General features: G+C 49.9%; 17 protein-coding genes and 1 pseudogene. 7 read left to right on the forward strand and 11 right to left on the reverse strand.

Annotation, left to right across the window (positions count from 1 at the left end):
- From menH to EZMO1_RS16630, 3 genes are read right to left on the reverse strand one after another with little or no spacing between them, the layout of a single operon-like run.
- On the reverse strand, nt 1-843 hold the full coding sequence (gene menH, locus EZMO1_RS16620; RefSeq protein WP_051790121.1) for a 2-succinyl-6-hydroxy-2,4-cyclohexadiene-1-carboxylate synthase: 843 nt from the start codon (nt 841-843) through the stop codon (nt 1-3).
- Nucleotides 843-2,594: a 2-succinyl-5-enolpyruvyl-6-hydroxy-3-cyclohexene-1-carboxylic-acid synthase gene (gene menD / locus EZMO1_RS16625; protein ID WP_034877596.1), complete on the reverse strand. Its 1,752-nt coding sequence runs from the start codon at nt 2,592-2,594 to the stop codon at nt 843-845. Before menD ends, menH begins: the two co-directional genes overlap by 1 nt.
- A 52-nt stretch (nt 2,595-2,646) precedes the next feature.
- Nucleotides 2,647-4,050: an isochorismate synthase gene (locus EZMO1_RS16630; RefSeq protein WP_051790118.1), complete on the reverse strand. Its 1,404-nt coding sequence runs from the start codon at nt 4,048-4,050 to the stop codon at nt 2,647-2,649.
- Between the two features lie 160 nt (nt 4,051-4,210).
- Between EZMO1_RS16630 and EZMO1_RS16635 the strand changes: the two genes are divergently transcribed.
- Nucleotides 4,211-4,564 (forward strand): hypothetical protein, encoded by a 354-nt coding sequence (locus EZMO1_RS16635; protein ID WP_034877027.1) that lies wholly within the window; start codon nt 4,211-4,213, stop codon nt 4,562-4,564.
- A gap of 66 nt (nt 4,565-4,630) precedes the next feature.
- Here EZMO1_RS16635 and EZMO1_RS16640 read toward each other — a convergent pair whose 3' ends face one another.
- Nucleotides 4,631-5,068, reverse strand: a complete 438-nt coding sequence (locus tag EZMO1_RS16640) for a hypothetical protein (protein ID WP_034877025.1) — start codon at nt 5,066-5,068, stop codon at nt 4,631-4,633.
- Nucleotides 5,069-5,250: 182 nt separating this feature from the next.
- Complete coding sequence (locus tag EZMO1_RS16645) at nt 5,251-5,478, reverse strand: hypothetical protein (RefSeq protein WP_034877023.1); 228 nt, start codon at nt 5,476-5,478, stop codon at nt 5,251-5,253.
- Nucleotides 5,479-5,600: 122 nt separating this feature from the next.
- On the opposite strand from EZMO1_RS16645, the gene EZMO1_RS16650 reads away from it, so the two are divergent.
- Together EZMO1_RS16650 and EZMO1_RS16655 are read left to right on the forward strand one after the other, a co-directional pair.
- Nucleotides 5,601-6,152 carry a hypothetical protein gene (locus tag EZMO1_RS16650; protein ID WP_051790115.1) on the forward strand — a complete coding sequence of 184 codons (552 nt, stop codon included), beginning with the start codon at nt 5,601-5,603 and terminating at the stop codon, nt 6,150-6,152.
- Between the two features lie 91 nt (nt 6,153-6,243).
- Nucleotides 6,244-6,618, forward strand: a complete 375-nt coding sequence (locus EZMO1_RS16655) for a YacL family protein (RefSeq protein ID WP_034877021.1) — start codon at nt 6,244-6,246, stop codon at nt 6,616-6,618.
- Here the strand turns inward: EZMO1_RS16655 and EZMO1_RS16660 are convergent.
- The 3 genes from EZMO1_RS16660 to pdxB all read right to left on the reverse strand — a co-directional run bounded on the left by EZMO1_RS16660 (nt 6,602) and on the right by pdxB (nt 9,528).
- Nucleotides 6,602-6,994 carry an ACT domain-containing protein gene (locus EZMO1_RS16660; RefSeq protein WP_034877019.1) on the reverse strand — a complete coding sequence of 131 codons (393 nt, stop codon included), beginning with the start codon at nt 6,992-6,994 and terminating at the stop codon, nt 6,602-6,604. The genes EZMO1_RS16655 and EZMO1_RS16660 overlap by 17 nt on opposite strands.
- A 42-nt stretch (nt 6,995-7,036) precedes the next feature.
- Nucleotides 7,037-8,293 (reverse strand): sterol desaturase family protein, encoded by a 1,257-nt coding sequence (locus EZMO1_RS16665; protein ID WP_051790112.1) that lies wholly within the window; start codon nt 8,291-8,293, stop codon nt 7,037-7,039.
- Nucleotides 8,294-8,388: 95 nt separating this feature from the next.
- Complete coding sequence (pdxB, locus tag EZMO1_RS16670) at nt 8,389-9,528, reverse strand: 4-phosphoerythronate dehydrogenase PdxB (protein WP_244886704.1); 1,140 nt, start codon at nt 9,526-9,528, stop codon at nt 8,389-8,391.
- A 190-nt stretch (nt 9,529-9,718) separates the two neighbouring features.
- On the opposite strand from pdxB, the gene EZMO1_RS16675 reads away from it, so the two are divergent.
- The 3 genes from EZMO1_RS16675 to EZMO1_RS25760 all read left to right on the forward strand — a co-directional run bounded on the left by EZMO1_RS16675 (nt 9,719) and on the right by EZMO1_RS25760 (nt 13,079).
- A complete protein-coding gene (locus EZMO1_RS16675) occupies nt 9,719-10,768 on the forward strand; it encodes a DUF3080 family protein (RefSeq protein ID WP_034877017.1) in 1,050 nt (349 codons plus the stop codon).
- An 81-nt stretch (nt 10,769-10,849) separates the two neighbouring features.
- Complete coding sequence (locus EZMO1_RS16680; RefSeq protein WP_034877015.1) at nt 10,850-11,539, forward strand: hypothetical protein; 690 nt, start codon at nt 10,850-10,852, stop codon at nt 11,537-11,539.
- 116 nt (nt 11,540-11,655) lie between these two features.
- Nucleotides 11,656-13,079 (forward strand): ISNCY family transposase gene (locus tag EZMO1_RS25760; RefSeq protein WP_244886705.1). Its coding sequence is split into 2 segments (ribosomal slippage): nt 11,656-12,100 and nt 12,100-13,079, totalling 1,425 coding nucleotides; the frame shifts between segments, so codons are not numbered across the junction.
- 269 nt (nt 13,080-13,348) lie between these two features.
- Here EZMO1_RS25760 and EZMO1_RS16695 read toward each other — a convergent pair.
- A pseudogene (locus tag EZMO1_RS16695) lies at nt 13,349-14,691 on the reverse strand (IS110 family RNA-guided transposase).
- 264 nt (nt 14,692-14,955) lie between these two features.
- Here EZMO1_RS16695 and EZMO1_RS16700 point away from each other — a divergent pair.
- Nucleotides 14,956-15,597: a sulfatase-like hydrolase/transferase gene (locus EZMO1_RS16700; protein ID WP_082212184.1), complete on the forward strand. Its 642-nt coding sequence runs from the start codon at nt 14,956-14,958 to the stop codon at nt 15,595-15,597.
- Nucleotides 15,598-15,844: 247 nt separating this feature from the next.
- On the opposite strand, the gene EZMO1_RS16705 is transcribed toward EZMO1_RS16700, so the two are convergent.
- A complete protein-coding gene (locus EZMO1_RS16705) occupies nt 15,845-16,699 on the reverse strand; it encodes a pirin family protein (protein WP_034877013.1) in 855 nt (284 codons plus the stop codon).
- Between the two features lies 1 nt (nt 16,700).
- Entirely contained in the window at nt 16,701-17,300 is a 600-nt protein-coding gene (locus EZMO1_RS16710; protein ID WP_034877011.1) for an FMN-dependent NADH-azoreductase, read from the reverse strand.
- Nucleotides 17,301-17,331 lie beyond the last annotated feature (31 nt).

The following is a 17,331-nucleotide window of genomic DNA, read 5'->3' on the forward strand; positions in this document are numbered from 1 at the left end:
TTACCCTTTCTCTTTCACTTTGAAATCGTTCACTTGGCACTCGTGCGCATCGACATGACTCAACTGCTGCCTGATAACATCAGCCATCCCCGAAGGCTGCTCACAATGAACGTTGTGACCTGCCGCTGCTATTTTGTGCAGACCGGACAAACTGCCAGACTTGTGCAATCGCAAGGCAATCTCAGCAAATTTCAAATCCCGTTCACCGTAAAAATAGTGAACAGGAAATGAAACGTCTTCCATCCGTCCCCAGCAGGCAGGTTGCCGGGACAAACTGCAGTGGTCCAGAATATCACCCAGATGTTGTCCATCCTGATTCACACCCAGACGATGCGCCATCAGAGCCTGTCGCTGCTGGCTGTTCAGGTCAGCAAACACGGGCTGGTGATACCAGCGTTGTAAAACCTCGTCCAGCGGCTCTGTACGAAACCGTTCCGCCCATTCCTGATCAGTCTGCCTGCGGATGGAACGGTCAGTCTCGGACTCAAGACCCGGATGGCAGGATTCCAGCAGCAACTGTTCAACCCGGTCACCATGGCTCAGACTGTGCAATAGCGCCAGACGACCACCCAGTGAATAACCCAGAAGGCTGTAGCGCTTGAGATCCAGCTGCTGCAGGGTCAGATCCAGAATATCGCTGAAAGCAGTAAAAGCATTGTTGTCCGGTAATTCAATGCTCCGGCTTTTAGCATGGCCGGGGAGATCAACAGCAACAAGATAAAAATCATCTTCCAGCAGCGACACCAGAGGCAGCCAGTCTTCACTGTCTCCCAGAAAACCATGCAGCAATACCAGGGCAGGACGCCCCCGAATACCCCAGGTTCGATAAGCAAGATTATTCATTACAACTCCTCTACCCGGGTAATGATCTGACTGATGTCACAGGCAGCTTCCCCCGGTGCCGTTTTAACTTCAAGCAGGGTACACCCGGGACTTTGCAACGACAGCTCAACAGCCTCTTTGAAAGCCGCAGTGGACTCCGGGCACCGGTACTCTATACCAAACATTGCCGCTGCGTAACGGGCATCCAGACCGTGCGGTGTTGTGAAATAATCAATAGCCTGATGCTTGATGGCCGAATCGCCCTTTGCCAAAGGCAGCAGATTAAAAATGCCGCCCCCGTCGTTATTAAGCAACACAATCAACATAGGCACATCAAGCTGCCTGACCAACTGTAAAGAATTCAGGTCATGCAGAAACGAAATATCACCCACCAGCAAAACCAGTGGCTTTTTCGTTGCCACACAACACCCGGCAGCAGTTGCTACCAACCCGTCAATGCCACTGGCACCCCGATTAGTGTAGACACCATAGGAGCGGTGGGCAGAAAACATATCCATCAGACGTATGGGTAAGCTATTACCAATAAACAACGAAGCCTCTTCAGGCAGCAGTGCTGAAAGATGAGTACCAATCCAGCTTTCCGATAGCTCTTCAACCTGCTGATGTCGTACGACAGTAGACACTTTTTGTCCCAGCATCCGGAATGCTTCCAGCCAGTCTGGCAGCAAGGGAGCATCTGAAGCGGAATGCAACTGCGCCAGCTGATGGCAGATCCTGCCAATATTGCCCACCATACGATAGGTCTGCGAGTGTCCGGTATCCATCCGCCTGATTTCCCGCCCCAGCATGTAATAGTGCTGCCAGCGATGACTACCAAGAAAACGATCCAGTCGTTTGGAAATAAGATGTCCGCCAATCTGGAAAACACGATCCGCCTGACACATTAATGCTCTGCCAGAGCGGGATGACAGCAGCAAGTCGCAGTGTGGAATCACAGCTGGGTGTCCGTGCAGCTGAGACTGAATATCGGCCAGCACCGGCCAGCCCAGCCTTTGCGCCAGAGCTAACACCGCTTCTACATCGTCACTGGTTCTTAAACGACCTACGACCACTAATCCCTTGCCAGACATAAACTCGGACCAGGGCACAGGACTGGCATTCAAACCGCCATCGCCGTGTAGTTCATATTCGGTATGAGCCGCATCGGACTCGGTCCAGCGAGTGGTTTCAGCCAGATAAAGAGAATAATCCTCATCACTCTTGTACGGATACAGCGGCTCCCTGAACATACAGTTAATGTGCAATGGCAAACCTTGCCGACAGGAACGGGCATAAGCCTGATCAATACTGGTCAATAACCAGTTAGCAGGAATATCCAGACTGGGCGTTGGCAGCCGAATCGTTGCGCCCGGATAACCGGAAAAAATATCTTGCTGTTCAATGGCCTGGTTGGCACCACAGTCAATCAGCTCTGGCGGCCGATCGGCCGTGATGATCACCAGCGGCACACCCGACTGTCGTGCCTCGACAATCGCCGGATACAGATTGGGTACAGCCGTTCCCGATGTGGTAATCACTGCAACCGGTCTGCCACTGCTCTTTGCCAACCCAAGGGCAAAGAAAGCCAGCCCCCGCTCATCAAAATGAACGTGTTGTTGCAGATGAGGGTGAACAGCCGCCGCCAGGGTCAAAGGTGCCGAGCGCGAACCCGGAGCGATACAGACATGCTCCACGCCCAGCCGCCAGAGTTCTTCCAGCAGCAGTGCAGACCATAAGCTATTCAGATTGGGATGCCGGGTTGGAAATTTCATCAACAGATTCACACAAAAGCTAATTGAGGTGGAGTACTTATGTTTGCTGTTTTCAGAGCGCAACAGTTTCCTGCTCTGCATCCTTTAACAGGGAATACACGGTAGCCAGCTTATTGTTCAGTTCCTGCCATTCTTCAGCGGCAACAGAACCCTGAACAATGCCACCACCGGAAAACAACGACAGTTGTTGCAGATTGTCTGACAACCTTCGTAACAGGCCGGAACGAATAGTCACCGCCATCTCGGTATGCTCCGGTGAGACAATGCCAAAAACGCCTGCATAGAGCCCACGGGCATAACCTTCGCGCTGTTCAATAAATGACATAGCCACTTCACGACTGGTGCCGCCCACAGCGGGCGTTGGGTGCAGAGCTGTCAGTAGCTGCGCATCGGTCACTCCGGCATGAAGCACGCCCCGGATCAGATAACGCAAATGCTGAATTGACTTGAGTTTGACCACGGAATGACTCCGGTCTGCTTCCAGCGACTGACACAAAACACCCAGTCGCTCACGTATATCATTCAGCACCAGCCGGTTTTCATGAATATTTTTGCGATCACTCAACAGCGTCTGCTCCAGCACCTTATCTTCTTCACGGGTGCCCCCTCTGGGCGTAGTACCCGCCAGTGCTTCTGTATGAAGCACCCGCCCGCGACGAGCCATCAGCCGCTCCGGCGTGCAGCCAAAAAACAGATCGCCACATTTGGCTTCAACGGCAAAAACATACGAGCGAGGATTAGCGGTACGCCAGCGCTGCAACAGCCGCCACGGACTGAAAACACCTTCAATGGTGAGAGAAGCGGAACGGGAGAGTACAACTTTCTGCATCTCACCCGCTGCAAAGGCGCGGGTTGCTTTAGCAATATTGCCATTCCAGCCAGCCTGATCCGGCTGATACTGAACGGGCCCAAGCTGATACGCTTCCCGCGCTCCGGTCACCTGCCAGTTAATAGCGTCCAACTGCTTCAATGTACTGCGAATACCTGATTGCCAGAGTTCGTCCGTACCAGCCTGAATATAACAGGCCAGTGTCGCCCCTTTTCGGGTAAGTTGCATCTCAATGCCGGGCAGATAAACACATCCGTAGCCAAATGTCGGCCAGACCATACGATCCACATCCGAAAACGACAGCCACAACAGTGAACGGGCTTTTTCCGCCCAATGACCGGAGTCGTTTATCAGGCGCTGAACCGTATTCGTAGCCTTCGACAGCTCCTGCCTCGATGGAATGGGCATTTTCCAGCACTGCCCCAAGGTCGCAATTTCTATATCAGCGTCCCGGTCACGCCAGTAAGAGCGCTGTAAGTGGGCGTTCTGGTGTTCCAGCCAGGTTAACAGGTTGCACACAGGTACAGGCTGCTCGATGCGTACAAAAGGTACACCCGGCGCAGGCTTGTGCAGAAGTTGCTGCAAACGTTTGGTTAACACAGGTGTATGAATATTAACTTCTTGCATTGTTATAGCCGGAGAGCAAAATTATCTCCCGAAAAAACCCCATCATCAGTGTGTCAGGTAAATCGGCAAATTTTACGTACATGCACTGATCACTACAGGTTGGTATTTTCCGAAACGGTGCGTAAGATAGCTCTGAAAGTTGTAAATGACAGGATCGAGTATGGCAACCAATGGCGAATCTGCCAGAAAATGGCTTGAAGCCAATCAGCACAAAACGTCTCCGGAACGTATTCGCCAGATTCGCGATAATATAGTCACGAAGTTACAGCAGCTGGATGATACTGACCATGAACACGATGGTTTGCTGGAAGCTCTGGACGTAATGGATGGCCATCTGCTACAGCTAGAACAGCAGAGCAAACCGGCTGCTCAATCTGACTCCAGCCCTGAAGACCTGCCGCCGCTGGATTACAGCCCGCTGGTTAACCATCAGGAAGAAGTGGTGCCACAGCTGAGTGCGGAAGAGAAACAGAGGCGGTTTCAGGCGTTGCTTCGTAAGGGTAAAACTCAATAAAGTAAGACTAATTAAGAGAAAGGTGGCTCTATCCGCCTTTCTCTTAATTTAAACTACTACTCCTAATTATTCAGAGTTCTCTAGTGCGCTACTCGCCGCATCCACTAGAGCTTTGTACGCACCATTCAATGCGTTAGAATCTAGAGACAACTCGGCGTTTGCAAATATATAGTTATAGGCAGTTGAAACACCATCTGTAATAACGTTTACTGTTTTAGATGCGAGATTAGCCTCTGAGCCACCATCAACCGTGATGATATCATAATTACCATCCGCAGTCTGTTTCTCTGGATCGTAGAGAAACTTCATAACTTCCCCAGTTTTGTACATAGCCGTCGCAAGCAACCCTTTCACCGCTTTACCGCCTGCTTCACCAGTTTTTAATATGAACTTAGTTACTTGAATGCTCACAGGCGGGTTTGGCCCTGTTGCATGAGTAAGAGAAGACATACTAATGAGCAATGCAAAACCGAATAAAACTTTAAAAAATGACTTCTTAAACATTTCAAATGACCACTTTAAAAACACCTAGAGGACAGAAAAAAAGTAGACCACATGATGACTATTGTCCTGAGTTATTTCTTCCATGGAAAAAACAAACGTCACAAACTACTTTTATCCGGTGGTGCACCGTGACCTTATCACCATTATCTCCCAGGCCTTTTCAGTCATCTCAAAAAATGACGTTATACTTTCAGCCGCTTGCACTCAGACACCACAAGATCGTAACTCCAGGCCAAGCCACCCGGTGCTGCGACCTCGTGCTCAATCAGTTTGTTGCACATCTGCATCGGGTTCAGTCCTTTCTTTTTCAATCGTTCCAGCGTTGATCTCAGCTCTGCATCAATGCCGTTGAGCTGACCCTGTTCATCATGACTTCCCTTTTTTCCAACACTGACTTTGACCTGTTTCATCTCGCTGCCCTGCTGCGCTGCTTTGAACGTTAATATTTCTAAGTATCAACAAGACTTTGCCTTCCTGCCAGTGCTCTATAATTTTTCAATCCGTCTTGCATGCCGTACCGCAGGAGGTCAGCATGAAACGTCTGTATTATCTGACCGGCACGCTTAACAGTGTCAGCCAGATCAGTGAAGACCTGCATCACACAGGTGTTACTGACTGGCATATTCATGTACTCAGCAAGAATGAAGCCGGTCTTTATCATCGCCATATTCACAGTGCCAATCTGTTTCAGCAGAACGATGTTATTCACTCCGGGGAACTGGGTGCCATTCTGGGCGGAATCCTCGGTCTGGTCACGGCATTTATTTTGCATCACCTGCTGCCGTTTATCTCTGAACCTGTGCCGCCACTGGTACTGCTGATGGTGGCAGGTGTTATGACACTGTTTGGTGCCTGGAGTGGTGGTCTGGCAGGTGCAATGCGGGATAACTACAAAATTGCCCAGTTTCATGACGACATAGAGCAGGGCAAACATCTCATTATGGTGGACGTTCACAAACCTCAGGAACAACAGGTTCGTCAACAGTTGCGCCAGTACCATCCGGAAGCGCTGCTCGCTGCCATCGGTTCTTCATGGATACTGCCGTTTAACCGTCGTTTCTGGTTCAGCCCGAAACGGTTATAAACCGTTTTTTTACCTATTCGGCTTTGCTGGTTCAACCAGTACAATTTTGCGCCTTTTGAATCAACAGCGAATTAACATTCCCGGAAACACTATGGAGTACGAATTTCGTCGCGATCTGACAGGTCGAGTAGAAGCCCGGTTCTCAATGGGTCATGAAGCCATGGGCAGCTGGCTGCTGGCAGAGCCTGCCGCCCGGGCCGACAGGCTGGAATCATTATTCAGCGCCATCACGGCCTTACAGACTAAGGAGTGCTGGGAGTTTAACCTGCCGGGTCAGGAATTTAACCTGAGACTGACACGCACAGATGCCTCCGTCCGCTCAACCGTCCTGCCCGAAGAGGACTGTGAAGATATGCCGGAAGACGACGACATGGACTTTTACGATCAGGAACTCTGCGCAGAATGCGGGCTGGATGATTTTAAGACCATGCTGGACGCGTGGCAGACATTTAACCTGCGGGGCTAACCTCATAGCCTGCACTCACTAATGCCGTGCAGGCATTATCCAGCTGATTCGTTTTCACTAACACATAGTCTGTGTCGTATGTTGACAGAGCAAACAGGCTGATACTGGCGTTTGCCAGTGCCGTGGCCAGCCCGGACAGAATACCTGTAAGTGAAAAATCCAGCGGGCCGGTCACTTTCAGTGCCGACCAGTCTGTTTCAGACTCTTGCGAGTTCAGGCTAATTGACGACTCACAGACAATCGACAACTCGTCGTCCATGCGCATAACAGAAAATATGTGACTGTTTAGCACGGCCTCGGGAACTTGACTGTCAACGGCAAAACGGTGAACCGAAAACGTTTGACTCAAAACAGACAGCTGCAAGGGCTTTGACATACTATCCTCCGGAAACCTGCCGGAGCCAGATCCAGCAGACGGTTAAGATTTCTGAAAATGAGCTTCAGTACTGTTGCCGCCATCCGCCCCCTGAGTGCTGCAAATTCTGTTTAGTATCAATAACGACGGAACACTGACTACTATTAACAGCCACCATAAGCTGGCAGCTACCGGAAACTGCAGGTGAGTGACCAGTAAAGCCATAGCTACAGAAGCAAAACGCACCGACTCAAGAATAACCAGCTTCTGTCTTTTTTCCAGCAGCCAGCCAATAACCAGTAACTGTATGACAAACACCACCACCCAGATCGCATTAAACCACAACGGCATCAGGTGATAACTGCCCATTATTGCCAGAGTTGCCAACATCATCAGGACAAAATGAAAACCGGCATACACCATAAGCGGTTGAGAGACAGGTGGCTGATAATTCTCATAAGCATGAATGTCCGGCATTTTCATGGGTTTGGCGACATCGGCCGGACGGTAACCGGTTCTGCGAAACCACAGCGTTAATTTATCTTTCCAGTTTCGGGTGGCTTTGCAGTCCTGCCACATATCAGAATACAAATGCAGGTTCGCCCACACCGGGTTCCAGCTGCGCAACGGTTTCAGTGTGCCGTAGCGAATCGGCTCATACTGTTCATCTTCTTCCTCAAAGGTTCCGAACAGGCGATCCCAGAGAATAAACACTCCACCGTAGTTCTTATCCAGATAACGACGATTCTTTGCGTGATGCACGCGATGGTTTGACGGAGTGATAAAAATCCACTCCAGCCAGCCCAGTTTTGGCACATGACGGGTATGAACCCAGAACTGGTACAACAGGCTAATTAGTCCAATCGTGAGATAAACCACAGGCGGAATGCCCACCACCGCCATGGGAATATAAAACAGCCAGCCAAACAGGAAGCCACTGCTGGTCTGACGCAATGCCGTTGTCAGATTGTATTCTTCACTCTGGTGGTGAACGGCATGGGCGGCCCAGAGAATATTCACTTCATGACCCATGCGGTGAGTCCAGTAGTAACAGAGATCATAGAATACAAAGGCCAGCCCCCAAACCCACAAAGACTCTGCACTCATTTCCCACAGGGCAAACACACTGTAGAAGCCGGTATAAACGCCTGCAATCACGACCTTGGTGAGAATACCGGAGGTGATGCTGACCATGCCTGCACTCAGGCTATTGATCGCATCACTGAAATGGTAATAGTCTTTTTTTCTGACAACAGTAGCGATCAGCTCGATAGCGATCAGCACCATAAAAACCGGAATGGCATAAACGATGTAGTCCACGATATTGATCCATTATTATTGTTATTGTCTGCAAAAACAGCCACCTTATTCATGGCTGCCCAATACTCTACCGCGAAACTACAACAAGAAGAACCTTATTCATCCGGCAAATGAAAACCCAGAGCGGCTAACCGCTCCTGCACTGCCTGTTCTGAACGCCGGGCATCAATTTTCAACGTGCTGAACTCACGACGTTCGGAATAATTCTTACGCATAAAATCAAATGCCAGCCTGCGAGCCTCCGGCTCCATTTTCAATAGCCGACGCATCAGGGCATCATCACGACGGATATCATACGTTGCACGCATGGCGACGGACGTCGCCTGATCGGCATCAACGGTGCCGGTAAAATCAAGCTTCATCAATGGCGGCAGGGGTGTCAGATCCCGTTGCGAGACTCTGGCCGGAAGCCCAAGAAAGCGACACAACGCCTGATAAACCATAACCGTTCCGGTGATTTTTCCGTCCAGACTGTAACCGGCAATATGCGGTGTACCAATATCCACCAGCTCCAGCAGTTCCGGATCGACGTCCGGTTCGTGTTCCCAGACATCCAGCACCACACTGAGATCATCTCTTGATTTCAAAACACTCAGCAATGCACGGTTATCAACCACAGCCCCACGACCGGCATTAATCAGAACCGTACCATGCTTCAACGCCAGCAGCTGAGATTCACCGAGCAGGTGATGGGTCGGATGACTGCCGGTGGTCGTCAGAGGCGTATGCAGCCCAATCACATCGCATCGTTCAATCAGCTCATTCAACCCTACCAGTTCAACACCCGCTTCAGGTTCCAGAAAAGGGTCATTGGCAATGACGTTTACTCCCAGCGCCTGCAGGGCACGAAAAAGCCGCCCGCCGACCTGTCCCTTGCCAACAATACCCACGGTTCTTCCCGTAATACGATAACCGTCCCGCTCTGCCAGAATATCCAGTGCGCACAGCACATACTCCACCACCGATCGGGCATTACAGCCCGGCGCACTGGAAAAACCAATACCCAGTTCATTGAGCGCTTCTACATCCACATGATCAAAACCGGCGGTGCAGGTGCCAACAAATTTCAGGCGACTGTTCTGCACCAGCTCCCGGCTCACCTTCGTCACCGAACGTGAAACCAGCACATCCGCATCGGCCAGATCATCGGCACAGATACTGCGTCCGGGCAGTGTGATCACCTCACCCAATCCGGCAAAGCATTCCCGTACAAGGGGAATATTTTCATCTGCCACAATTTTAATGGCCGGCCTGCTTGCAGCCTGCCCGGAAGCTTCAGATTTCATCACAACAGAAAACCCATCCATAAAGGGAGCGATACTAACGTCCTATTTAAAAGCTGAAAAGGATTGGCCGGAATCGATTAATTTTAACTAATGACAGGATGTTGTAGGCTACTTTTATTATCTGGTCGAATTTCTGAACATGTTTCGTTTTCTTTCTGCGCTCTTATTGTTCCTGCTGTCCGGCTGCCAACCGGGTTCGCCTGCGGATCATTTACTGGATGACTACCTGAAACGGATCAGTCGAGTGACAGAAATGGAGACACCGATTCAAGCGGAGTTTACCTACCCGGTTCTACCGCCTCTGAAGCAGCGCATTTATGATATTCCCGATATCCGCATGAAAGCACTGGCTGCCCTGAATCTGTTGGAATGCCCGAGACTGAGCAAGGTCGTGGCTTACCGGAACAGCAGTCTGGGGCGGCAAATGCTGCCCTCCCAACGACTGCACTATGAAAAAGAGCTGTTGAATGAACTGGGCGACTGTATCCATTATCTGCAGGAAACCGAACCAAAATCAGAGGTACTGCCAGAACTTAAAAGCATCAGTGAACAAAAGCAGAAACAACTGCCCGCCATTCGCTGGAATGCCCTGTTGGGTAATGTGGAACTGTCTGACCAGCTGGTGCTGAGACCAGAGTCTCTGCCTGAGGAGCACACCGGCAAAACCGGAACGCTGAATGCCCTGCTCTATCTGAATGGTTACCTGCCTGACCAAACTCTGTCCCCGCCTTACAGCCGTTCTGAAATGGAGCGACAGTTGCAGCAGCTGACCGCTTCGCACTACAGTGGGCAACTGCTTAGATCAGCTATTAAACTGACCGAAACCCTGAATACCGTTGCCGACCTGCTGGAAGCACGTCTGAAACAGCGCCCGCTGTGCCCGAATGGCAGACTGATGCCTGCCGCCGAACGATTACAAAATGTGTTTCATCTGCTTTATGCCAGCCAGATTCAGGGTTATCTGAGTCGCATTTACAGGGAAGGCAGTGAATGGCGGTCTGCCATGAAACACCTGCTTGAACAATTGCCTGCACCACCTTCGCCTGCAATGCAGCATTACCTGAACCAGATCACTTCTGACAACACTCCGGACAGTGTCTGGTACCAGCTTGAACAAGCGGTGAAGCGTCATACCTCTGCCTGGCAGGCCGTACTGAGCGAGTGCAACCTGATGCCTGCCCATCGTTAACTTCCCCTGTTGAATGCCGATAGTCTTCCCTGTGAGCAGCTTTCCTTTTCCGCCACGCCAGTTTCAGGAGACAGGGCATTTATGGATAAGAAGCCAGTAGAGAATACCAATGTCATTGATCTCTTTACCCGCAAGCCCCTTGATGAGAACGAATCCAGCAAAATCATTCGTCTGGCGCCGGAAATGGACGGTATGGAAATGCTGTACAGCAACGACGCCAACCCCGGCAAACTGTTCAGTATGAAAATTCTGTGCTGGGCTCTGACCAGAGATGGCAACGTTGACGCCATGGTTCCCTGGCTGAACCGGCTGGTGCCTGCCAGAGAGTTAAACGACCCGCTGAACGGTCACTGGGAAGGTTACTATGACAGTTTTCACGAGCTGGCCTATTTCGAACCTCCCGAGCACAAAGTACTGGAACTGGAAAGTTCAGCCAATTTTTACAACATCGAAAGCGAAGACCCTGAGATCATTCTTCAGGAAATAAACGACAACATTGGCACACATGCGATTTTATCAGAAGACAGTTTCAAAACCGTTGTGCTGGTTCATGTTACCAGTTGGCGATTGTTTAACGATGGCCGGATTCTCGCAATGGTCGCCAATGAAGAAGAAGTCGATATGACACCGATTCTGGTGGGGGATGAATGCCTTTACGCCGCTCAGGAACACGAAAACTTCCGTTATTTCTTTCACCATATTATTGCTAATAAAATCAAGAAAGGTGACCCCGATGCTATTTCGGCGTTTACCAAACTAGTGGATGAATAATGCTTTCAATTTCCTATAATTAGTGCCTGTCCGAAAACCCACAAACACTTGAAAACAGCAGCCTGTAGCCCCATATAGTACTCGAAGATTTTCCAAAACAAGCTGTTTTCACATTTATGCGCCAAACCATCAACCCACAAATGCAGTTGGGCGAAGTTGATATCTCTGCCATCACGTTTAATCCCAAGTCCAGAGACGACATTCCCCGTCTGCTTCGGGGGCTGCAACATATCTGGATAACACCTGATCTGCGACACAGGGTTTTTCAGGTGCTTGAGAACATGATTCCTGCCAGTCGGCACAACGGTCGTCCCGGTATGGACCTCTGGAACATTCTGGTTTTCGGCACTCTGCGCCTTGTCACTAATTGTGACTATGACCGCTTGCAAGAGTTGGCTAATGAACATGGGACATTACGGAAAATGCTCGGTCACGGCCCATATTGTACCCATTCCTACCACATACAAACATTGCAGGATAACATCAGCCTCTTCACACCGGAGATACTGGATCAGATTAACCAGGTCACGGTGGATGCAGGTCACCAGCTGGTTAAAAAAAAGATGAGCCGCTACATGGCCGTGCCGATTCCTTCGTAGTCAAAACCGATGTCCATTTCCCCACGGATATCAGCCTTCTGAGCGACGCTTGCCGTAAAAGCATTGAGTTTGCATCCGCTCTCTCCAATCAGTACCAGCTTCCGGGCTGGCGTCAGAGCAAATATCTTAAAGACCAGCATCGCAAACGCTACAACAAGGCTCGAAACCTGAAGCATTCCAGCGCAACCTGTGAACTGAAACAACAGCAGCGGCAGCACGACATTGAAATGGCTCACCTTGAGTACATAAAGTACAGCCTTTCAATTGTCCGCAAAGCTGAAACGACCTTGTCCTTGCTGTTGAAAAAACAACCGGATGAGCCAAGGCTGGAAAACCTCAAATACCACATAGCCCACAGCCGTCACCAGATAAACCTGATTTACCGACGGGTGATAGAACATGAGCAGATTCCCCATAATGAGAAGGTGTTCTCAATCTTTGAGCCTCATACAGAATGGATCAGCAAAGGCAAAGCCGGAACTCCGGTTGAACTGGGGTTACGGGTCTGCGTGTTGCAGGATCAGTTCGGTTTTACTTTGCATCATCAGGTCATGCAAAAACAAACAGACGACCAGGTTACAGTACCTATGGCCGAGGCTGCCAAAAAGCGGTTCCCGACATTAAGCCAGGTGAGCTACGACAAAGGCTTCTGGAGTCCGGGCAATCTTGAAAAGTTGGAAGTTCTTCTGGAACGCCCGGTTCTCCCCAAGAAAGGCAGGCTGTCAGCCAATGACAAAAAACGGGAATGCCACCCGGAATTTATCCGGGCAAGAAGGAAGCACTCAGCCGTTGAATCCGATATCAACGCACTGGAAGCGAATGGTCTCGACAAATGCCCGGATAAAGGGATAGAAGGCTTTGAGCGGTATGTCGCACTGGCTGTTGTCGCCAGCAACCTGAAGCGGTTGGGTAAAATTCTGCTGACCAGAGATCGTCAGTAGCCTTTCAGTCAGGCTCCCGTCAGTTTACTTTTGATCATGCCAAGCATGAGAGATTACTGTGCTCGTAGATAGTCGAATCAGGTTGTATTTTGAGCAGCGCAGTACAAAAAACATCCTTTGTTCGTCTGGTAACTGAAATCCAGCCGTTATCAACTTCTGTCGGCCAGGAACGACTGCCATTTTTCAGAGGTTTTCTGACAGGCACTAATTAAACCAGCTAAAAACCTTCTGAGTAACTCCCCATGAGCTCGCCGGTTGCTAAAACAACCCTAACCGACGGCGGTTTCAACCGGCGTTAATGTGAAGCCCATATCTTTAGCCTTCTGCTTCAGGGTTTTCAAAACTCTTTCTCTGTACCGCTGCTCAAAGTATTCCTGACCTTCATCTACATACTGGCTCCCATGCTTGAGCATACTGTAAACCAGCCTTGCCAGCTTATGCGCTGTTGCCGTAATCGCCTTTGGAGCACCAAGCTTGCTTCGCATTCTTCGGTAATAAGCACCCAAAGCACTTTTTGATCTGGTCAGTGAATAAGCCGCCAACCTGAATGCTGTTGCGGCTGCGCCTGGCAAACGCTTGGTTTTCCGGTTCAGAACTTTACCACCGGATATTTTGGTTCCGGGACAGAGCCCTAACCAGGAGGCAAAATGTTTAGCGGAAGGCCATCGACTCATATCCAGACCGATTTCTGAAACAATCTTCAGAGCCGTATTTTCATCAATGCCATCGATATCAGTCAGATCGACACCACTCACCCGGTTGAGCTCTGAACGCACATCAAAGTCTGGAGCGCAACGGGACTTCCGTTTTTTTGAAGGCTTATCTGGCGTAGAAGGCTTTTGAGAGTCTTTATCATCTTTGCTGTCAAATGTGTTGAGCTTCTGTTCCAGAGCTTTGTCACAAGCCCTGATTTTTTCATCATAAGTATCGTAAAGTTCAACAGCTTGCCGCAGAGCAAATACATGCTCATCCCGGTAATGCCCCTTCAGGGATTTGGCGATTTCTTCCTCGGATTTTTTGCAGTGCTTGTCACGATATCTGGCCAGCTCCACAGGATTCCGCTGCCCATTCAGTATGGCGCGGATAATAGTCATACCGGTTTTTCCGGTAATATCAGTCACCACATTATCCAGTAACAGATTCATCTGTCGAAGTGCCTTTTGCATATGCTGGATGTGGGAAGCACGGTAGCCAACAAGAGTGTCACGTTGTCGTCTATAGGATCGCAATGAACAAACCTGTTCATCCGGGCGGAACGCGCCATTGAGCAATCCGTAAGTATGTAACTGCAAAAGCCATTGGCAGTCCAGAACGTCAGACTTACGTCCGGCAACATTCTTTACATGTCGTGCATTGACCAGTTTTACATCAAGCCCCGGGATTCCAGTATTTCAAACGCAGGTATCCAGTAAATCCCGGTTGACTCCATCACAACGGTGGTAATGCCAAGCTTTACGAGCCAGTCAGCCATAGCTTCAAGGTCTGCGGTAAAACAGCCAAATGAACGCACCGGTTGTTCATCTAACTCTTCTGGCACTGCAACAAAGTGTGACTCTGACCCGATATCAATACCGGCGGCAAAGAGATTGATTTTCTCCAGATGTCCAGCAATACGCTTTTTGACTCTGTCAGAATGGGAACGGTTGGATTTGCTGCGGCGAGACATGGTTTACCCTCTATACTTCTGTGCGAAGGCATATCCGGATATGGGGCTGTCGATGATTCGCATTCTTCCGAACGAGATCGCATATTGCGTCATCAGTGATGTTGTCGCCAGCTCCCCGACCACGCTTTCAAACGGGCAAAAGGCACCAGTGTGTTTACGGTCTCTGGTCCGGATATGTCTTCCTTTCTATCATAGGCATGTAGGCAGTAGTTGGGAGAAAAGTTACTCATAGATGTTCAGCCGGGGGCCCGGCTTGGAGCGCTTTTAATTAAACGAAATGCTGACAAGCCTTTCTTTCTCGAAGTCTCTTTTACATCACCTCACGCCCCCATGTCTGCACCCGATGACTATATGAAAAGGTTTGAACACCTGGGAGAAAGGCAGACGCTGGCTGCCATAATTTCCAGCATGGACGACAATATCGGTTTAATTCTGGATAAGCTCAAAAAAGAAAACCTGACAGACAACACCATGGTCGTTCTGTTTTCCGATAACGGCGGCAAATTCGTACACGGTGGCGATAATGGCCCACTACGAGGTGAAAAGGCCGGGGCATTTGAAGGCGCCATTCGTGTGCCTTTTGCCGCAAAACTGCCGGGCAAAATAAAACCGGGCACCCGTTCCGACACCATGATCAGCGCGCTGGACCTTTTCCCGACCACCGTAAAACTGGCCGGAGGGGAAATCGATCCGGAATGGGATCTGGATGGTAAAGACATCATGCCGGTGCTCAGTGGAGAAACCACTGAAAGTCCACACGACACACTGTTCTGGCGCTATGGTGAAAGCTGGGCTCTGCGTCAGGGCGAATGGAAACTGGTGCAGAATCGCAGAGAGAAAGCAGGTCTTTAAAACCTTGCCGATGATATCGGTGAAGAAAATAGCCTGATAAATGAGTTTCCGGAAAAAACCCGACAAATGCGTAAAACCTGGCAGGAAATGAGTAAAGAGTTTGGTGGCGCAGAGTGGGGACGCTTCAAAGGTAAAACCGATCGTCGAATGAGGTAAGGTTAAGCTATTCATGGATGACAAACAGCCTGAAGGATAATTTCATCCATCAGGCTGTTCAAAGCCAGTTACCGATGAATACCGCCCATTCTTACCCAACTAGCCGGCCTTCCCGATAATCCACAAATGCCTGCTCTATTTCTTCATCAGAATTCATAACAAACGGGCCTGACTGAACCACCGGCTCATTCAAAGGTTCACCGGCAAGGACAATGAATCCACTCTCTTCACTGGCTGTGAGCTCCAGATCTCCCGACTCGCTCAATACCGCCAATGAAGATTGATTAACCGGAATAACGGATTCATTGCCAACAACGTTCACTGAGCCATGATAGACATAAATCATGACCTTGCTGGTCGTCACTGGTAAAACCAACCGGCCATTAGTATTAATATTCACATCCAGCATCAGAGCCTGCGTGCCTTCACGAACGACCGGCGCCTGAATCTGAGTTTCCTCATTGTGTAATGCCCCGACAAGTACACGACACTTGCCATCTGGTAAGATCCACTCGGGAATATCAGCACGATTGACATCAAGATATTGTGGATCGCTCATCTTGGCCTGTCTGGGTATGTTCAGCCACACCTGAAAACCATGCAGGCGATCCTGCTCGGGTAACGGCATTTCCGAGTGAATGACACCCCGTCCGGAATTCATCCATTGCATACCGCCATTACCCACTTCCCGACGATTGCCCATATGATCCTCATGGCGAAAACCGCCAACCAGCATGCAGGAGATGGTTTCTATTCCCCGATGCGGATGGGGCGGAAAGCCGCCACCCAGAGACTCGTTATCATCTGCTTTCAGTTCATCCAGCATAAGAAAAGGATCCATCAGCCGGTGAGGCGGCTGACTCATTATTCGTTTCAGTTGTACACCGGCGCCGTCGGAAGCGGGCACTGCATCTATACAATGAATGACGCTTCTTGTGGATTTCATGTTAAACCTCCAGGTGTTCAATAGCGTGCTCTGCGTCCTGCAGGGCTTTACCCCTCACATCACTTATTGCCAGCCCCTCGGCATAAACAAACTGAACGTCGTCTATTCCAAGAAACGCCAGAAAATCGGTGACATAACGGGTTTCTGTATCTTTGGGTGTACCTTTATACAGACCGCCACGGGTTGTCAGAACATAGGCTTTTTTTCCGGTTAACAACCCCACTGCCCCCTGATCGGTGTATTTGAAGGTAATGCCCGCCCTGGCAATATGATCAAAGTAAGCTTTCAGCGTTGAAGGAATGCCAAAGTTATACATTGGCAGCCCCAGCACCAGAATATCCGCTTGCTGCAGTTCATTAATCAACTGATCTGACAGCTCCGCTGCCTGACTCTGGCTTTCACTTCGCTCGGCAGCCTGAAGGGTAAAGCCCTGAAAGCTGTCTGCCGTTAAATGAGGAACCGGTTTGGCGGCGAGATCCCGATGAATGACTTCAGCATCCGGCTGTTTGACCAGCAGGCGACTGATGAAAGTCCGGGCCAGTTTCGAGGATTGTCCGTCTTTACCAAACAGACTTGAAGAGATATTCAGAATGGTGCTCATGGTGGGCTCCTGTCAGCAGGTTTGTATTTTT

It is taken from the genome of Endozoicomonas montiporae CL-33 (assembly GCF_001583435.1).
Taxonomy (GTDB): domain Bacteria; phylum Pseudomonadota; class Gammaproteobacteria; order Pseudomonadales; family Endozoicomonadaceae; genus Endozoicomonas_A; species Endozoicomonas_A montiporae.